Here is a 15,547-nt window from a genome sequence, read left to right as displayed (position 1 = left end):
TGGGGCGTCCAGCCGCAAGGCGGAGGAGGAGAGCGCAGCGGCGCTGCGTGCGACGACGACAACGCAGCCGGGGGCACCTCCCAGCGGTAGCTGGGGGCGGGCGTGCCAGGCGTCGGGAGCCCAGCATGATCCACGAGACACCCCCCTAGCGGCCGCGGGCCTGGAGCGAGGCCAGATAGGCGTTGTACGCCGCCAGCTCCTGATCGCCGTCCCGGTCCGCCGTACGGTCCGCGCGCCGCGCCTGGCGCCGCTCGGACTGGTACCACTGCGCGAGCAGGGCGACCAGGACGACCACCGAGGGGATCTCGCTGAAGGCCCAGGCGATGCCGCCCGCCGCCGTCTGGTCGGACAGCGCGTCGACGCCGAGCGAGGCGGGCGGGTGGTCGTACGTGCCGACCATCGGCTCGCTCGCCATCATCAGGGCGATCCCGAAGAAGGCGTGGAACGGCATGCCCGCGAACAGCTCGAGCATCCGCATCACATACCCGGGCCGGTGCGGACCCGGGTCCACCCCCATGATCGGCCAGAAGAAGAACAGCCCCACCAGCAGGAAGTGGCTCATCATCGCGATGTGCCCGGCCTTGCTCTCCATGAGGAAGTCGAAGAGCGGGGTGAAGTAGAGCCCGTACAGGCTCGCGATGAACATCGGGATCGTGAACGCCGGATGGCTGACGACCCGCACATAGCGGCTGTGCAACAGCGCCACCAGCAGCTCCCGGGGCCCCTTGCGGCCGCGCCCCGCCGTCGGCAGGGCCCGCAGGGTCAGCGTCACCGGAGCGCCGAGCAGCAGCAGGATCGGGGCGACCATGCTGACGACCATGTGCTGGACCATGTGCACGCTGAACATGACCATGCCGTAGTCATTGAGCTTGGTGCACATCACCAGCGCGATGGTGAGCACCCCCACCGCGAACGACACGGACCGCCCCACCGGCCAGCGGTCGCCGCGCCGGGCCAGCCGCGCCACGCCCCAGCCGTACAGGCCGAGCGCCACCACACAGCCCACCAGGAAGAACGAGTCCCCGCCGAACTCCAGCCCGCGCGAGAGCGTGAACGGCGGCAGATCCATGGGCATCCCGTGCCCGCTGTGATCCATGTATGTTCTCCCGGTGGTACGCGGCATCCCGGCGCTTCCCCGCAAGCGCCCCGCACCAGGGTAGAACCGCTCAGTTCACAGCACGCACTCGGCCTCGGCGTACCGCTCGGCCGGGACCGTCTTGAGCTGCTCGACGGCTTCGGCGAGCGGCACCAGCGTGATCTCCGTGCCGCGCAGCGCCGTCATGCTCCCGAAGTCACCGCGGTGCACGGCCTCGACCGCGTGCCAGCCGAAGCGGGTGGCCAGCACCCGGTCGTACGCCGTCGGCGTGCCGCCCCGCTGGACATGGCCCAGGATCACCGGCCGGGCCTCCTTGCCCAGGCGCCGCTCCAGCTCGTCGGAGAGCTGCCGGGCCACCCCGGCGAACCGCTCGTGGCCGTAGACGTCCGTGCCGCCCGACTCGAAGGCCATGGTGCCCTCGCGCGGCTTCGCGCCCTCCGCCACGACCACGATCGCGAACTTCTTGCCCGCCTCGAACCGTGCCCCGACGACCTCGGTGAGCTCGTCGATGTGGAACGGCCGCTCCGGCACCACGATCGCGTGGGCGCCCGCGGCCATGCCGGAGTGCAGCGCGATCCAGCCGGTGTGCCGCCCCATGACCTCGACGATCAGCACCCGCTGGTGGGACTCCGCGGTGGTCTTCAGCCGGTCCAGGGCCTCGGTCGCCACCCCGACCGCCGTGTCGAAGCCGAAGGTCACATCGGTGGCCGCGATGTCGTTGTCGATCGTCTTGGGGACGCCGACGATCGGCAGCCCGGAGTCCGACAGCAGCCGGGCCGCCTTGAGCGTGCCCTCCCCGCCGATCGGGATGATCGCGTCCAGGCCGAGCTCGGCGAGATGCTCCTTGGCGCGCTCCACGCCGTCGCGCAGCCGGGTGGGCTGCACCCGGGTGGAGCCGAGGATGGTGCCGCCGAGCGCGAGGATGCCGCCCACGGCGTCCAGGTCGAGCTTCCGGTAGTCGCACTCGAGCAGGCCCTTCCACCCGTCGTGGAAGCCGATCACCTCGTCGCCGTGGTCGACGACCGCGCGGTGCACGACGGACCTGATGACAGCGTTCAGGCCGGGGCAGTCGCCGCCGGATGTGAGCACACCAATGCGCATGGCCCTTACCTCTGCAGTGTGGGCTGACGGCCGGACCGCGTCGTCCGGCGGGACCCCGCCACCCTACAAGCGGGGGAGGGGCGGGGCCCCGGTGTGTCCGCCATGCGGGCGCCCGGAGGCGCGCTACGAGGCCTGGGTGGCCGCCGCGATCCGCTCGTTGCGCAGCGCCTCGTACCACTGGTCGTTGACCGGCGGCAGCGCGTTGACGTCCAGCGCCAGCTTGAGCAGCAGGTCCGCGATGTGCGGGTTGCGCGCCATCACGGGGCCGTGCATGTAGGTGCCGAAGACGGTGTCGTTGTACGCGCCCTCGGTGCCGTCGCCCGTGCCGTTGCCGTTGCCGAACCGGACGCGCGCGAAGGGGCGCGCGGCCGGGCCCAGGTGGGTGACGCCCTGGTGGTTCTCGAAGCCGGTCAGCGGCGGCAGCCCCAGCCGGTCGTCGATGTCGGCCAGGACGTCGCCGACGCAGCGCGCGCCCTCGCCCCGGGTGCTGACCACATCGAGCAGCCCCAGGCCAGGTTCGCGCTGCCCGAGGTCGTTGATGAACTCGTGCCCCAGGATCTGGTAGCCCGCGCACACCGAGAAGACGATCGCGCCGTTGGACACCGCGCGGTTCAGCCCGCCGTCCCGGCGCAGCCGCTCGGCCGCGAGCCGCTGCGGCCGGTCCTCGCCACCGCCGATCAGGTAGATGTCACCGGAGGTGGGGATCTGCTGGTCGGAACGGACGTCGAGGCGGGAGACGTCCAGCCCGCGCTGGCGCGCCCGGCGCTCGACGACGAGCGCGTTGCCCTGGTCGCCGTACGTGCTCAGCAGGTCCGGGTAGACCCACACCAGGCGCAGGCTGTTCTGGTTCATCCGTCGCAATTCCTTGTGCCCTTTTCGCTCGTACGGCCTCAGTTGCCCACGCGGCGGCGCAGGTCCTGGAACGCGGTGTAGTTGGCGATCGTCTCGATCCGCCCGGGCGGGGCGATCCGGACGGCCTCGTCCAGGTTCTCGCAGACCCGGAAGTCCAGGCCGGCGACCTCCAGCCGGACCGCCAGGTCCAGCTTGCGGTCGCCGATCACACAGATCGGGTGCCCGGCGAGCCGGGTGTAGTCCACGTCCCACAGCCAGGAGGTGTCGGTGCCGTCCGCGCCGCGGGCGTTCACCGACAGGATCACCGGGGTGGGCGGGGGGTCGATGAGGGAGAAGGTCTCCAGCCAGCCGGCGGGGTTCTTGGCCAGCAGCAGCCGGAGCTGGCGCTCCTCGAAGGTGACCACGTCGTAGCGGCCGGCGACCGCCTGGACCTGGTACATCCGCTCCAGCGCCACCTGCGGCGGCACCCCGAAGGTCGCCGCGACGGCCGCCGAGGTGGCGGCGTTGGCCTTGTTGGCGCGGCCGGGGAGCTGGAGGTGGATCGGCCAGGCCGAGCCGTGCGGGTCCAGCACGTAGTCGCCGTTGAGCGCCCAGGTGGGGACGGGGCGGCGGAAGCCGCAGTCGGCGCACACCCAGTCGTCGCCCGGGCGCTGCAGCACGCCGCCGCACGAGGGGCAGGACCAGGCGTCGTCCTTCCACTCCTGGCCCGCCGCGACCCAGACCACGTTGGTCGAGGAGGAGGCGGCCCAGACGATCAGCGGGTCGTCCGCGTTGGCGATCACCACGGCCTTGGTGCCGGCCAGGCCCTCACGCCACTTCTCGGCGAGCATGCGGGTCTCGGCGGCGCGGTCGAGCTGGTCGCGGGAGAGGTTGAGCAGCGCGATGGCCTTCGGCTCCGTGTCGCGCGCCACACCGGCGAGGTACTTCTCGTCGACCTCGATCACGCCGTAGCGGGCGTCGGAGCCCCCGGCGAGGGCCGAGGTGATGCCGGCGGGCATGTTCGCGCCGAGCGCGTTGGAGACGACCGGGCCGGCCGCCCGCAGCGCCTCGGCGATGAGCCGGGTGGTGGTGGTCTTGCCGTTGGTCGCCGACACCAGGATCACGTCCAGGTGTTGCGCCAGCCTGCGCAGCAGGTCGGGGTCGAGCCGCAGGGCCACCTTGCCGCCGATCACCGATCCGCTGCCGCGGCCCGCCGCCCGCGACACCGCCGCCGCGGCCTTGCCCGCCGTCACGGCCAGTTTGGCCCGCGGCGACAGCGGCTCCGAGTTGCCTGCCATCGTCTTCGTCCTCCTCGCATGCCGGCGCCGCTCCTGCCCCCATGAGGCGCCGGTGGTACGCCCCCTCCGCGCCGAATCGCCAGCCGGGAGGCCACGGTCGGAGAGCAGCCTATCGAGATCCGGGCGCTCTCCCGAATCTCACCCGCACAACCTAGACGAGTGACCCCCGTCGCCGTCGTGAGCGGCGCCGTGAGCGGTGCCGTGAGCCCCTCACCGGGCACGTAGGCTTTGGTGCCATGCGAAAAGGCGCGATTCCCGGCAGTCGCGGACTGGTGCGGCCGATGCGGCTGCTCGGCGACCCGGGGCTGGCCACGCCCTGCGAGGAGGTCACGGTCTTCGACGCGGCCCTCGCCCGGCTGGTGGAGGACATGTACGCGACGATGTACGCGGCGCAGGGCGTCGGTCTCGCCGCCAACCAGGTGGGGGAGGGGCTGCGGGTCTTCGTCTACGACTGCCCGGACGACGAGGACCGCCGGCATCTGGGGCATGTGGTCAACCCGCGTCTGGTGGAGGTCGGCGGGGTGACGGTGCGGGGGCCGGAGGGCTGTCTGTCGCTGCCCGGCGTCGAGGCAGGCACCCCGCGCCACGACCACGCGGTCGTGGCGGGCGTCACGGTGACCGGGGAGCCGGTGCGGGTGGTCGGCACGGGCTTCTTCGCCCGCTGTCTGCAGCACGAGTGCGACCACCTCGACGGGCGTCTGTTCACCGACCGGCTCACCGGGCTGCGGCGCCGCCGGGCGCTGCGCGCGGCGCGGCGGGCGCCCTGGGCCACGGATACCCCCTAACGGCCGGACACCCCCTAGCGGCCGGGCGCGCTCAGCGGCCGGGCGCGGCGACGCGGTCGTCCACCGTGGTCAGCCGGCCCCACAGCAGATCGGTGAGGTGCCGCACCAACTGGGCGCGGGAGCAGGGCCGCTCGCGCAGCCACCAGTCGCCCGCGGCGTGCATCATGCCGACGATGCCGTGTCCCCAGACGCGCGCCACCTCGGTGCCGTCGGGGCCGAGGTCGAGCTGTTCGGTGATCACCTTGGCCAGCTCCTCGCCGAGCCGGCGAAGCACCGGGGCCGAGTGGCGGCCGATGTCGAAGCCCTGTTCCGCCTGGGGGGCGTCCTCGGCGGGGTGCATCAGGAAGCGGTAGACCTGGGGCCGCGCCTCTATGGCGGCCAGATAGGTGTCCAGCGTGGCCTCGACGCGCTCCCGGCGGTCGTTGGGGGCGTCGAGCGCGGCGCGCAGCGAGGCGAGCAACGCGTCGGTGTGGCGCTTGGCGAGGGCGCGGTAGAGCCCGCTCTTGTCGCCGAAGTGGCGGTACAGGATGGGTTTGGTGATGCCCGCCTCGGCGGCGATGGCGTTCATCGAGGCGTCGGGCCCGTCGCGCAGCACCACCCGGTCCGCCGCCTCCAGCAGCTCCTTGCGCCGCCGCTGGGCAGCCTGCTGCTGATCCTCGCGCTGGCCGATGCCGGTGTCCATGAAGTCGCCTCCCGCCCCCTGGTGGTCCTGATGCGCCTGCGCAACGTAACACCCCCGGCCCGGGGAGCGGGCGGATCGGCGGCGGGAGTTGACATCGTCTACTGGTGGGTAACAGACTCTTGTTACCGATGGTAATAGGCAGGTGGAGGGGTCATGCCGGAGTTCTCGTTCGAGCTCGACGACGACCAGAAGGCGGTCCGCGACTGGATTCACGGATTCGCGGTCGATGTGATGCGCCCGGCGGCGGCGGAATGGGACGAACGGGAGGAGACCCCCTGGCCGGTCATCCAGGAGGCCGCGAAGATCGGGCTGTACTCGCTGGACTTCTACGCCCAGCAGTACTTCGACCCCACCGGCCTCGGCATCCCCATGACGATGGAGGAGCTCTTCTGGGGCGACGCCGGCATCGCGCTGTCCATCGTCGGCACCTCCCTGGCCGCCGTCGCCGTCGTCGCCAACGGCACCGAGGAACAGGTCGGCACCTGGGTCCCGGCCATGTACGGCGGCGCCGACGACGTGAAGGTCGCCGCGTTCTGCTCCTCCGAGGCGGACGCCGGGTCGGATGTCGCCGCGATGCGCACCCGGGCCGTCTACGACGAGGCCAAGGACGAGTGGGTCCTCAACGGCACCAAGACCTGGGTCACCAACGGCGGCATCGCGGGCGTCCACGTCGTCATCGCCTCCGTCGACCCGGAGCTGGGCGCGCGCGGCCACGCGTCCTTCGTGGTGCCCCCGGGCACGCCCGGCCTCTCCCAGGGCCAGAAGTTCAAGAAGCACGGCATCCGCGCCTCGCACACCGCCGAGGTCGTGCTGGACGAGGTGCGCGTCCCCGGCCACTGCCTGCTCGGCGGCAAGGAGAAGCTCGACGAGCGCCTCGCCCGGGCCCGGGAGCGGGCCCGGGCCGGCACCGAGCGCGGCAGGAACGCGGCCATGGCGACCTTCGAGGCCTCGCGCCCGGCCGTCGGCGCCCAGGCGGTGGGCGTGGCCCGCGCCGCGTACGAGGTCGCGCTCGAATACGCCAAGAACCGGGTGCAGTTCGGCCGGCCGATCATCGACAACCAGGGCATCGCCTTCCAGCTCGCCGACATGCGCACCCGGATCGACGCGGCGCGCCTGCTGGTGTGGCGGGCCTCCTGGATGGCGAGCGCGGGCAAGCCCTTCGCCGCCGCCGAGGGCTCGATGTCCAAGCTCTTCGCCGGGGAGACGGCGAAGGCGGTCACGGCCCAGGCGGTGCAGATCCTCGGGGGCAACGGATTCACCCGTGAGTACCCGGTGGAGCGGATGCACCGCGACGCCGCGATCTTCACCATCTTCGAGGGTACGAGCGAGATCCAGCGCCTGGTGATCGCCCGCACCCTCTCGGGCATGCAGATCCGCTAGCCGGGAGCGCCGGGAGCGCCGGCGGCACGGAAGCGCCGGGGGGCGTCAGCGCTTGCGCGCGACGCCCCCGTAGACGTCCGTCTTCTCGACGGGCGCGTCGGCCGGCTCGGGCCGCCACAGCGGACAGGACACGATGCCGGGCTCGATCAGCTCCAGGCCGTCGTAGAAGCGCGCCAACTGCTCGGGGCTGCGCAGGACGTAGGGGACCGCGCCGGTGTCGTCGTAGCCCTGCTGGGCCTGCTTGAGCGACTGGTCGGTGTCCGTGCTGTCGTAGTGGACGAAGTAGCTGCCGGAGGGGAGCGCTTCCTGGAGCGTGCGCACGATCGCGCGGGCCTCGTCGTAGTCCTGGATGTGGCCCAGGATGCCCATCAGCATCAGCGCCACGGGGCGGCTGAAGTCCAGCTTCTCGGACGCGGCCTGGAGGATCTTGTCGGGGTCGTGCAGATCGGCGTCGATGTAGTCGGTGACGCCTTCGGGGGTGCTGGTGAGCAGGGCCTGGGCGTGCCGGAGCACCAGCGGGTCGTTGTCCACGTACACGATGCGGGCCTCGGGGGCGATCCGCTGGGCGACCTGGTGGGTGTTGTCGTACGTCGGCAGCCCGGTGCCGATGTCCAGGAACTGGCGGATCCCGGCCTCGCCGGCCACATGCGTCACGGTGCGGATCAGATACGCCCGGGACGCGCGGGCCATGACCGCGATGGTCGGCGCGACCTCGCGGTACTGGTCCCCGGCCACGCGGTCGACCTCGTAGTTGTCCTTGCCGCCCATCCAGTAGTTCCAGATCCGGGCCGAGTGCGGCACGGTCGTGTCGATCTTGCCTAAGGCCTGCCGGCCGGGGGTGGACGAGCCATGAGTCATCTGGGGATTCTCCTGCCATGCCATGCGTGAAGCCGTGCTGCGAGGCCCCCAACTTACCGCTGTGGCAAGGGTTGTTCAGGCGATCAGGAAGTCGGCCAGGCCGGCCTTGGCGGCCTCGAGGAACGAGGCGACCTCGGCCCGGGAGTAGATCAGGGCGGGGCCGGTCGGGTCCGTGGACTGGCGGAGGGCGACCCGCCCGTCCGGCAGCTTCTTGGCCTCGATGCAGGTGCCGCCGTTGGTGCCGCTCCAGGGCTTGTGCCAGCCCTCGGCGCCGAGTTCCATGGCGGGCATTCCGCTGTAGACCGGGTCCGTCATGTCACAGCTCCTTACGCAGTTCGGCCAGGATGGGGATGGTCTCGCCGACCGGTTCGGCCTGGACGGCCATCCGGTCGAGCACTTCCAGACAGGTGACGACTTCGGCCGGCTGGTCCACGTAGACCGCGCCGGTGACGCTCTCGGTGTAGACGACGTCGGGCAGTTCGGAGAAACCGAAGCGGAAGTAGTGGAGCGGGCCGAAGGCACCGGGGTGCGGCCCCGCCGCGAACCGCATGATCTGCAGCCGCACCTTCGGCCTCGTCAGGGCCTCGACGAGGTGGTCGATCTGCCGCCGCATCACCTCCGCCCCGCCGACCGGGCGGCGCAGCGCGGTCTCCTCCACGATGGCCCAGATGACCGGGGCGTCCGGCTTGGAGAGCAGGCTCTGGCGCTTGACGCGCAGCGCGATCCGGCGCTCGATCTCCTCCTCCGTGTCGCCCGGGAAACCGGCCCGCAGCACCGCCCGGGCGTAGTCCTCGGTCTGCAGGAGGCCGGGGACGTAGTGGGGTTCGTAGGCGCGGATGACGGTGGCCTCGCTCTCCAGGCTCACATACGCGCTGAACCACTCCGGCACGACATCGCGGAACTGGTGCCACCAGCCGGGCTGGTTGGCCTCCCGGGTCAGGTCCAGGAAGTCGTCGATCTCGGTCGAGGGCACGCCGTAGGTCCGCAGCAGCTCCTTGACGTACGGGATCTTCAGGCCGACCTCGGCCTTCTCCATCCGGCGCACCGTCAGCGGGGTGACCTCGACGGCCCGGGCCGCCTCCTCGAACGACACCTTGGCCCGCTCCCGCAGATGTCTCAGGCGCTTGCCCAGGACCATGCGTAAGACGGTGGGGGCGGCGCTCCCCGGCCGTGCCTCACTCACGTCCTGCCTCCCGGAATCACCGTCATGTGGGTGCAGTGTGCCACGGCCGTGGAGCACCGGACAGAGCGATGTCGATCGTTTTGAAATTATCAGAACGAAGCTTGCGGGCTGAGCCCGCCGGCGCGCATAGTGGGCACGTGACGCACATCACGTACTACGGCTGGTGCCCCCAACCCCCCTTGTCAACCGGGGAGTTACGGACACCCGGCGGCACGACCCAGCAGGGCCCGCGGTGACCGGCGGCGCGGCGCCGGACGCCGGGCGCGGGGGCTCGGCCCCCAACCACGCGCTGGCCGCCGCCCTGAAGGAATCCGGCTGCTCGTACGCCTCACTGGCCCTGCGCGTCAATGAGCTGGGCCGCCGTCAGGGGCACTGCTCGAACTACGACAAGGCGTCCGTCACCCGCTGGCTGCGGGGCGGCCAGCCGCGCGGCACGACGCCCGAACTGATCGCGGCCGTGCTCTCCCACCGACTCGGCCGGCCGGTGGCCCCCGCCGAGCTCGGCTTCATCCCCGACCGACAGCGCCCGGTCGTCGCCAGGGCGCTGGCCTACCGGGAGGACGTGGCGGAAACCTTGCACACGCTCGCCGAACTCGGCTCCACCGACATCTCCCGCCGCGGCCTGCTGGGCGCGGTGCCCTTCGTCGCCGGCGCGCTGCTGACCCCGCAGCGCGAGTGGCTGCTGTGGCTGGTCGAGAGCCAGGACGCGGCCGGCCCCGCCGCCGGCGCCCCGGCCGCGGCCGCCGACGCCGGCCGGATCGAGCAGGTCCGCGCGGCGATCAGCATGTTCGACGAGATGGACAACCGCTTCGGCGGCGGCCAGGTCCGCGCCAGCATCGTCCTGTATCTGTCGAGCGAGGTCGTCCCCATGCTCCAGCGGCCCGGCCTGGCCGCGGGCGAGCGGCGCGAGCTGTTCACCGCCGCGGCCAAGCTGGCCGCGATGGCCGGCTGGAGCAGCTACGACCACGCCGAGTACGGTCTGGCGCAGCGCTATATGACCCAGGCGCTGCGGCTGTGCGCCGAAGGCGGCGACCGGGTCCTCGGCGGCCAGATCCTGGCCGGCCTGTCCCATCTGGCCACCAACCTCGGCCAGCCCCAGGCGGGTGTCGAGCTGGCCCGGGTGGGCGTGGCCACCGCCAAGCACGCGGGCAGCCCCCTGGGGCTGATGCGCCTGCACGCCATGGCGGCCCGCGGCTTCGCCGCTCTCGACCAGCCCCGCGAGGCCGCCCGCGAGCTGCGCGCGGCGGACGCCGCGCTGGACGCGAGCCGGGGCGCCGAGGAGGAGTCGGAGTGGGTCCGCTTCCTCGACCACCACTACCTGGAGGCCGAGGCCGCCCTGTGCTTCCGCGACCTGGGCAACGCGGCGGAGGCCGAGCGCGCGGCCGACGAGTCGGTGCGGGCCAACGGCGACCGGCGCCGCCGCCAGGCCATCAGCCGCTCCGTGCTGGCCACCGCCCATCTGCAGCAGAACCGGCTCGACCAGGCGATCGGCACGGCGAACGAGGCGCTGGAGGCGCTCAGCGGGGTGCACAGCGAGCGCTCGATCCAGGCCCTGCGCGACTTCCGCACCCGGCTGGGGCCCCACCGCGGCGAGCCCCTGGTCCGCGACTTCGAACTCCGCTCCCGCGCCCTGCTCGGCACGGTGGCCTGACCCGCCCGGCGGGGCCCCCGGCTCCTTCCGGGCGGCACCGCCATGCGGCCCGGAAGGCGGCTTCGCCCGGACCCCGCACCAGCGGGGGTGTACAGGGCCCGGGCGAAGCCGCGGGTGTTCCGAGGGCTTGGGGGTGTCTCGCCCACGGGTGTCTCCCCAGAGCTGTCTTCCCCTAGTAGCCCTCCGGGCTCGGCGCGTTCTGGGCACGGTCGACCGGGACATGGGCGCCGGAGACCCCGCTGGAGGCGTCCGAGAGGAGGAAGGCGACCACCCGGGCCACCTCCTGCGGGGCCACCAGCCGGCCCTGCGGGAACTCCGCCGCGAACCTGGCGAACGCCTCCGGCTCCTCGCCGCGCATCCGGTCCCAGCGCTTCCCGGGGATCAGCATCGACCCCGGGGAGACGGCGTTCACCCGGATGCCGGCGGGCCCCAGCTCGCGCGCCAGCGAGGCCGCGAGGTGGATCTGGGCGGCCTTCGCCGCGCCGTACTGGGCCTGCGGCCCCGGCTTCCAGCCGGAGATGGAGGCGATGACCACGACCGACCCGCCGCCGGCCGCGCGCAGGTGCGGCACCGCGGCCCGCACCAGCCGGGCGGTGTGGCCGACGTTCATCTCCCAGGTCGCGGTCCACTCCCGGGCGTCCGTCTCCTCCAGCCCGCCGCCGCGGGCGCCGCCGACGCAGGCCACCACGCCGTCCAGTCCGCCGAAACGTTCCGCCGCCGCATCGACGAAGGCCTCCAGCGGCCCCGGCTCGGTCACGTCCAGCGCCCGGGTGAACAGCGCCTCGCGCTCCCGGCCGACCGATGATCCGGCGGGCGAGGCGGCCGGGGTGGCCGGGATGTTCGGCGGGGGCGCACTGGGGGGCGTACGGGGGGACGCGCTCAGCGCCCCCCTCAGGGCCGCCAAACCGCGCTCCGTCCGCGCGCAGGTGGCCACCGCGGCGCCGTCCGCCAGCAGCAGCCGTACGATCTGTTCGCCCAGGCCACGGGTGCCCCCGGTGACCACGATCCGCTTGCCGGCCACCCCGGATCGCCCCGCCGGGCAGGGCGCCCGCCCGTGGTCCTCACTCACGCTTGCCACGCCCGGACCGTACAGCCCCGGGGACCGGCGACCCGAACCACTACGCCCGCACAACCGGACAACCCCCGTGCCCCCTCGCCGACCGGACCGTTCAACCGTTTGTCTACGTGAACGATGACCGATGTATGTCTCGCGCTGTCTTCCGAGGAGGGTCCATGCCGCACCCCGGCACCCACCGCCCCCGGCGCGGATGCCGCGGTGGAGGCCGCCGGCACGCGCTTACCCGCTTACCGGGGCCTCAACCACCCGGACCAGGGGCGTTATCGGCCTCAGGGAGCGGACGGGCGGGGAGGGGCCGGTGATCTCCTTGGCGACCCGCCGCTTCTTCCGGGCCCGGTTCCCGGCCGGCGCCGACCGCGCCTTCGCCGTCCGCCGGATGCTCACCGCCTTCCTCCTGGACTGGGAGCTGGACCACGTGGTGGACAGCGCGGTGCTGGCCACGGACGAGCTCTTCGCGAACGCGGTGGAGCACGGCAGCAGCGGCCCCGGCGACATCGTCACCGTCACCGCGGGGGTGGAGCCCGCCGGGGACGAGCTGCGGATCGAGGTGGCCGACGGCTCGCCGGCCCGGCCGGTCTTCCGCACACCGGCCGAGACGGACGAGGCCGGGCGGGGGCTGGCCATCGTCGACATCCTGGCGAGCGACTGGGGCACCGAGCCGCCGGACGGGGACGGCGCGGGCAAGAAGGTGTGGCTCACGCTGGCGCTCGGGCGGACGCGGTAAGGGCACGGGAAGGCCGCCGGTGGACGCCGCCGGCACGCCGGCCGTACGCCGCCGGGAGCCGCCACGACGCGGACGGGACGCCGACGGGGCGGAGACGGGACGCCGACGAGGCAGAGGGGAGAGCGGAGGCGCGATGCACAGCCGAGGCACCGTGGAGACCGGCGCGGCCGACTGGCTGCTGTCGTCGGCCGGCGAGGAGCCCGGCCGGGTGCGCCTGCAGTGGGCCAGCGGCGACGGCCTCGCCGACCTCCCGGTGGGCCCGCTCTTCGACCTGGTCAGGATGTCCGGCCGGCTCGGGATGGCCGTACTCCGGGAGCTGCGGCACAGCGACGCGGTGGTCGGCCCGGTGATGCTGGCCGGCGCCAGCCAGGTGCTCTCCTTCCTGGTGCCGCCCGGCTCGGCCCAGCAGTGGAAGGCGTGGCTCGAGGGGACCGGCCACCGCCGCCGCAGGGCCGTGGCCGCCGCCGGGCCCGGCCGGGTGCTGCGCTGCCCCCGGCCCGGGTGCGTGCGGCGGGGCCACGTCTGGCTGGTCCGGCCGGGCGGCCCGCTCACCGACAGCGGGGCGCTGTGGGCCGCCCTGCGGGACAGCGAGGCGCCCCGGTCCCGGGAGGGCGCCTCGTACGCCCTGTTCTAGCCGGCCCCTCCGCCCCGCCGGGGCGGCCGTCCGTACGGCTGCCCCGGCGCCCGTACGTACGGCCGTCCGACCGTCGTCCGGCAGCGGCCCTTCCCCATCTGAGGTATGACAGAAGGGGCAGCGGGAATGAGGTGCCGGGATGACTGCGCAAGACCGCCCGCGAGCGGACGGTGAGGCGTACCCGAACGGCCCGGCCGCCGCCCCCGGGGGTCTGCTCGACCTGCTCCGGGTCGCCGCCGTCGTGCTGGACAGCGACGGCCGGATCGCCCTGTGGAGCCCGGAGGCCGAGCGGCTGATCGGCTACAGCGCCGCCGAGGCCCTGGGGCGCAACGCCGTCCGCCTGCTGGTCGACCGCGAGAACCGGCGGCGCGCGGTGGAGCTGTTCGAGCGGGTCCGGGCGGGCCTGATGTGGGCGGGGGTCGTCCCGGTCCGGCACAAGGACGGCTCCGCCCTGCGGGTGGAGTTCCGCACCATGGGCCTGCGCGACTCCCGCGGCGACGCGTACGCCCTCGGGCTGGCGGCCGACGAGCGGACCGTACGACAGCTGGAGACCGATCTGGCCCTCTCCGGCTTCCTGGTCGAGCAGTCGCCCGTGGGCCTGGCCGTCTTCGACACCGACCTGTGCTGGGTCCTGGCCAACCCCGCGCTGCGGGAGATGAACGGCCTCGGCCGGCAGGAGCTGCGCGGCCGCCGTCTCAGGGAGGTGCTGCCCGAGGTGGACGCCCGGGCCATCGAGAGCGCCATGCTGCACGTCCTGGAGACCGGGCAGCCGGTCCTCGACCACCAGACCGTCGGCCGCACCCCGGCCGACCCGGAGCACGAGCACGCCTGGTCGGAGTCGTACTACCGGCTGGAGGACCCCCGCGGCCGGGTCCTGGGCATCGCGGTCTCCGTGATCGACGTGTCCAGGCGCCACCGGGCGGCCAGCGAGGTCGCCGAGGCCCGTGAGCGCCTGGCCCTCATCGCCGAGGCAGGCGTGCGCATCGGCACCACCCTGGACCTGCGGCAGACCGCCCAGGAGCTGGCCGATGTGGCGGTGCCCCGGCTGGCCGACCTCGCCGCCGTGGACGTCCTGGACGCGGTGGTGCGCCGCGAACCCGTGGCCCGGGTGCGCCCGGACGGCTCGGCCCGCTTCCGCGCGCTGGCCGTGGCCGCGGGATACCCCACCGACGCCGTCCACGCGGCGGACCCCGTCGGCGAGATCGCCCGGTACGACCCCAGCCGCATGATCACCCAGTGCGTCCGCGACGCCCGGCCGATCTTCCTCCCCCGGGTGAGCGACGCGGACCTGCGGCGCATCGCGCGCAACGAGGCGGCCCGCGCCGTGCTGCGCAAGGAAGGCGTCCACTCCTATCTGGCCGCCCCGCTGATCGCCCGCGGCAGCGTGCTCGGCACCCTCAGCCTGCACCGCACGGTCAACGACCGGCCGTTCGACGAGCAGGACCTCACCCTGGCCTGTGAGCTGGCCACCCGCGCCGCGCTGTGCATCGACAACGCCCGGCTGTACGCCCGGGAGCGCGATGCCGCGCTCACCCTGCAGCGCAGCCTGCTCTCCCAGCAGCCGCGCGACCTGGACGGCCTGGAGGTCGCCTCCCGCTATCTGCCCGCGGTCAGCGCGGCCGGCGGCGACTGGTTCGACGTGCTGCCGCTCAAGGACGGCAAGGTGGCCCTGGTGGTCGGGGACGTGATGGGCAAGGGCATCCACGCCGCGGCCATCATGGGCCAGCTCCGCACCGCCACCCGCGCCTTCGCCCAGCTCGACCTGGCGCCCGCCGAGCTGCTGCGCCACCTCGACGACATCACCACCGCCCTGGGCGAGTCGATCGCCACCTGCCTGTACGCGGTCTGCGACCCGCGCACCGGCCGGTGCCGGCTGTCCACCGCCGGCCATCTGCCCCCGGTGCTCGCGCGCCCGGGCGCACGGCCCGAACTCCTCGACATGCCCAGCGGCGCGCCGTTGGGCGTGGGCGGCGTGCCCTTCGCCGCGGCCGAGTGCGAGCTGTCGCCCGGGACCCTGCTGGCCCTGTTCACCGACGGGCTGGTGGAGAAGCGCCACCAGTCCATCGACGTGGGCCTGCGCACCCTGCTGGAGCTGCTGGACCACCAGCAGGGCCCGCTGGAGCGGACTTGCGACCGGGTGCTCGCCGCCCTGCACGGGGCGCCCGACGACGACGTGGCGCTGCTCCTGGCGCGGCTGCGCGAACACCGCCCGCACCACTCGCCAAACCCCCCGAGTGCGCTTTAGC

15 protein-coding genes are annotated in these 15,547 nt (G+C 73.4%); 6 read left to right on the top strand and 9 right to left on the bottom strand.

The window, feature by feature from the left end; translation table 11 throughout:
• Positions 1-145: 145 nt before the first annotated feature.
• From ABFY07_RS12910 to ABFY07_RS12895, 4 genes are all read right to left on the bottom strand, one after another.
• Entirely contained in the window at positions 146-1,096 is a 951-nt protein-coding gene (locus ABFY07_RS12910; RefSeq protein WP_065966870.1) for a cytochrome c oxidase assembly protein, read from the bottom strand.
• A 75-nt stretch (positions 1,097-1,171) separates the two neighbouring features.
• Entirely contained in the window at positions 1,172-2,197 is a 1,026-nt protein-coding gene (locus tag ABFY07_RS12905) for a 6-phosphofructokinase (protein ID WP_346174625.1), read from the bottom strand.
• 123 nt (positions 2,198-2,320) lie between these two features.
• Positions 2,321-3,049: a type 1 glutamine amidotransferase gene (locus ABFY07_RS12900; protein WP_346174624.1), complete on the bottom strand. Its 729-nt coding sequence runs from the start codon at positions 3,047-3,049 to the stop codon at positions 2,321-2,323.
• 38 nt (positions 3,050-3,087) lie between these two features.
• On the bottom strand, positions 3,088-4,326 hold the full coding sequence (locus tag ABFY07_RS12895) for a Mur ligase family protein (RefSeq protein WP_346174623.1): 1,239 nt from the start codon (positions 4,324-4,326) through the stop codon (positions 3,088-3,090).
• 236 nt (positions 4,327-4,562) lie between these two features.
• Here ABFY07_RS12895 and def point away from each other — a divergent pair, with 236 nt between their 5' ends.
• On the top strand, positions 4,563-5,111 hold the full coding sequence (gene def / locus ABFY07_RS12890) for a peptide deformylase (RefSeq protein ID WP_065966874.1): 549 nt from the start codon (positions 4,563-4,565) through the stop codon (positions 5,109-5,111).
• Between the two features lie 31 nt (positions 5,112-5,142).
• Here def and ABFY07_RS12885 read toward each other — a convergent pair whose 3' ends face one another.
• A complete protein-coding gene (locus tag ABFY07_RS12885; protein ID WP_346174622.1) occupies positions 5,143-5,793 on the bottom strand; it encodes a TetR/AcrR family transcriptional regulator in 651 nt (216 codons plus the stop codon).
• 153 nt (positions 5,794-5,946) lie between these two features.
• Between ABFY07_RS12885 and ABFY07_RS12880 the strand changes: the two genes are divergently transcribed.
• Entirely contained in the window at positions 5,947-7,173 is a 1,227-nt protein-coding gene (locus ABFY07_RS12880; RefSeq protein ID WP_346174621.1) for an acyl-CoA dehydrogenase family protein, read from the top strand.
• A gap of 45 nt (positions 7,174-7,218) precedes the next feature.
• Here ABFY07_RS12880 and ABFY07_RS12875 read toward each other — a convergent pair whose 3' ends face one another.
• From ABFY07_RS12875 to ABFY07_RS12865, 3 genes are all read right to left on the bottom strand, one after another.
• A complete protein-coding gene (locus ABFY07_RS12875; protein WP_065966877.1) occupies positions 7,219-8,031 on the bottom strand; it encodes an SAM-dependent methyltransferase in 813 nt (270 codons plus the stop codon).
• Positions 8,032-8,106: 75 nt separating this feature from the next.
• Positions 8,107-8,346, bottom strand: coding sequence for a DUF397 domain-containing protein (locus ABFY07_RS12870; protein WP_065966878.1), 240 nt, complete (start codon positions 8,344-8,346; stop codon positions 8,107-8,109).
• Position 8,347: 1 nt separating this feature from the next.
• Positions 8,348-9,169, bottom strand: a complete 822-nt coding sequence (locus ABFY07_RS12865; protein ID WP_346174750.1) for a helix-turn-helix domain-containing protein — start codon at positions 9,167-9,169, stop codon at positions 8,348-8,350.
• A 277-nt stretch (positions 9,170-9,446) separates the two neighbouring features.
• Here ABFY07_RS12865 and ABFY07_RS12860 point away from each other — a divergent pair, with 277 nt between their 5' ends.
• A complete protein-coding gene (locus tag ABFY07_RS12860; protein WP_346174620.1) occupies positions 9,447-10,865 on the top strand; it encodes an NsdA family TPR-like regulatory protein in 1,419 nt (472 codons plus the stop codon).
• A 172-nt stretch (positions 10,866-11,037) separates the two neighbouring features.
• Here ABFY07_RS12860 and ABFY07_RS12855 read toward each other — a convergent pair whose 3' ends face one another.
• On the bottom strand, positions 11,038-11,943 hold the full coding sequence (locus tag ABFY07_RS12855) for an SDR family NAD(P)-dependent oxidoreductase (RefSeq protein ID WP_346174619.1): 906 nt from the start codon (positions 11,941-11,943) through the stop codon (positions 11,038-11,040).
• A gap of 298 nt (positions 11,944-12,241) precedes the next feature.
• Here ABFY07_RS12855 and ABFY07_RS12850 point away from each other — a divergent pair, with 298 nt between their 5' ends.
• From ABFY07_RS12850 to ABFY07_RS12840, 3 genes are all read left to right on the top strand, one after another.
• A complete protein-coding gene (locus ABFY07_RS12850; protein ID WP_346174618.1) occupies positions 12,242-12,667 on the top strand; it encodes an ATP-binding protein in 426 nt (141 codons plus the stop codon).
• 133 nt (positions 12,668-12,800) lie between these two features.
• The gene (locus ABFY07_RS12845) at positions 12,801-13,301 is read left to right on the top strand and encodes a hypothetical protein (protein ID WP_346174617.1); all 501 of its coding nucleotides are present in this window, start codon (positions 12,801-12,803) and stop codon (positions 13,299-13,301) included.
• 139 nt (positions 13,302-13,440) lie between these two features.
• On the top strand, positions 13,441-15,546 hold the full coding sequence (locus tag ABFY07_RS12840) for a SpoIIE family protein phosphatase (RefSeq protein WP_346174616.1): 2,106 nt from the start codon (positions 13,441-13,443) through the stop codon (positions 15,544-15,546).
• Position 15,547 lies beyond the last annotated feature (1 nt).

Origin of the sequence: Streptomyces sparsogenes subsp. cuspidosporus, assembly GCF_039532705.1 — a bacterium.
GTDB lineage: Bacteria > Actinomycetota > Actinomycetes > Streptomycetales > Streptomycetaceae > Streptomyces > Streptomyces sparsogenes.
Note: the sequence above shows the minus strand (reverse complement) of the source record. Positions and strands in the feature narration are given on the sequence as shown.

Excerpts from the sequence above, each read along its gene's own strand:
- ABFY07_RS12880 (WP_346174621.1), top strand. The coding sequence starts at position 5,947 with ATGCCGGAGTTCTCGTTCGAGCTCGACGACGACCAGAAGGCGGTCCGC.
- ABFY07_RS12875 (WP_065966877.1), bottom strand. The coding sequence starts at position 8,031 with ATGACTCATGGCTCGTCCACCCCCGGCCGGCAGGCCTTAGGCAAGATC.
- ABFY07_RS12845 (WP_346174617.1), top strand. The coding sequence starts at position 12,801 with ATGCACAGCCGAGGCACCGTGGAGACCGGCGCGGCCGACTGGCTGCTG.
- ABFY07_RS12870 (WP_065966878.1), bottom strand. The coding sequence starts at position 8,346 with ATGACGGACCCGGTCTACAGCGGAATGCCCGCCATGGAACTCGGCGCC.
- ABFY07_RS12895 (WP_346174623.1), bottom strand. The coding sequence starts at position 4,326 with ATGGCAGGCAACTCGGAGCCGCTGTCGCCGCGGGCCAAACTGGCCGTG.
- ABFY07_RS12885 (WP_346174622.1), bottom strand. The coding sequence starts at position 5,793 with ATGGACACCGGCATCGGCCAGCGCGAGGATCAGCAGCAGGCTGCCCAG.
- ABFY07_RS12910 (WP_065966870.1), bottom strand. The coding sequence starts at position 1,096 with ATGGATCACAGCGGGCACGGGATGCCCATGGATCTGCCGCCGTTCACG.
- ABFY07_RS12905 (WP_346174625.1), bottom strand. The coding sequence starts at position 2,197 with ATGCGCATTGGTGTGCTCACATCCGGCGGCGACTGCCCCGGCCTGAAC.
- ABFY07_RS12865 (WP_346174750.1), bottom strand. The coding sequence starts at position 9,169 with ATGGTCCTGGGCAAGCGCCTGAGACATCTGCGGGAGCGGGCCAAGGTG.
- ABFY07_RS12900 (WP_346174624.1), bottom strand. The coding sequence starts at position 3,049 with ATGAACCAGAACAGCCTGCGCCTGGTGTGGGTCTACCCGGACCTGCTG.
- def (WP_065966874.1), top strand. The coding sequence starts at position 4,563 with ATGCGAAAAGGCGCGATTCCCGGCAGTCGCGGACTGGTGCGGCCGATG.
- ABFY07_RS12840 (WP_346174616.1), top strand. The coding sequence starts at position 13,441 with ATGACTGCGCAAGACCGCCCGCGAGCGGACGGTGAGGCGTACCCGAAC.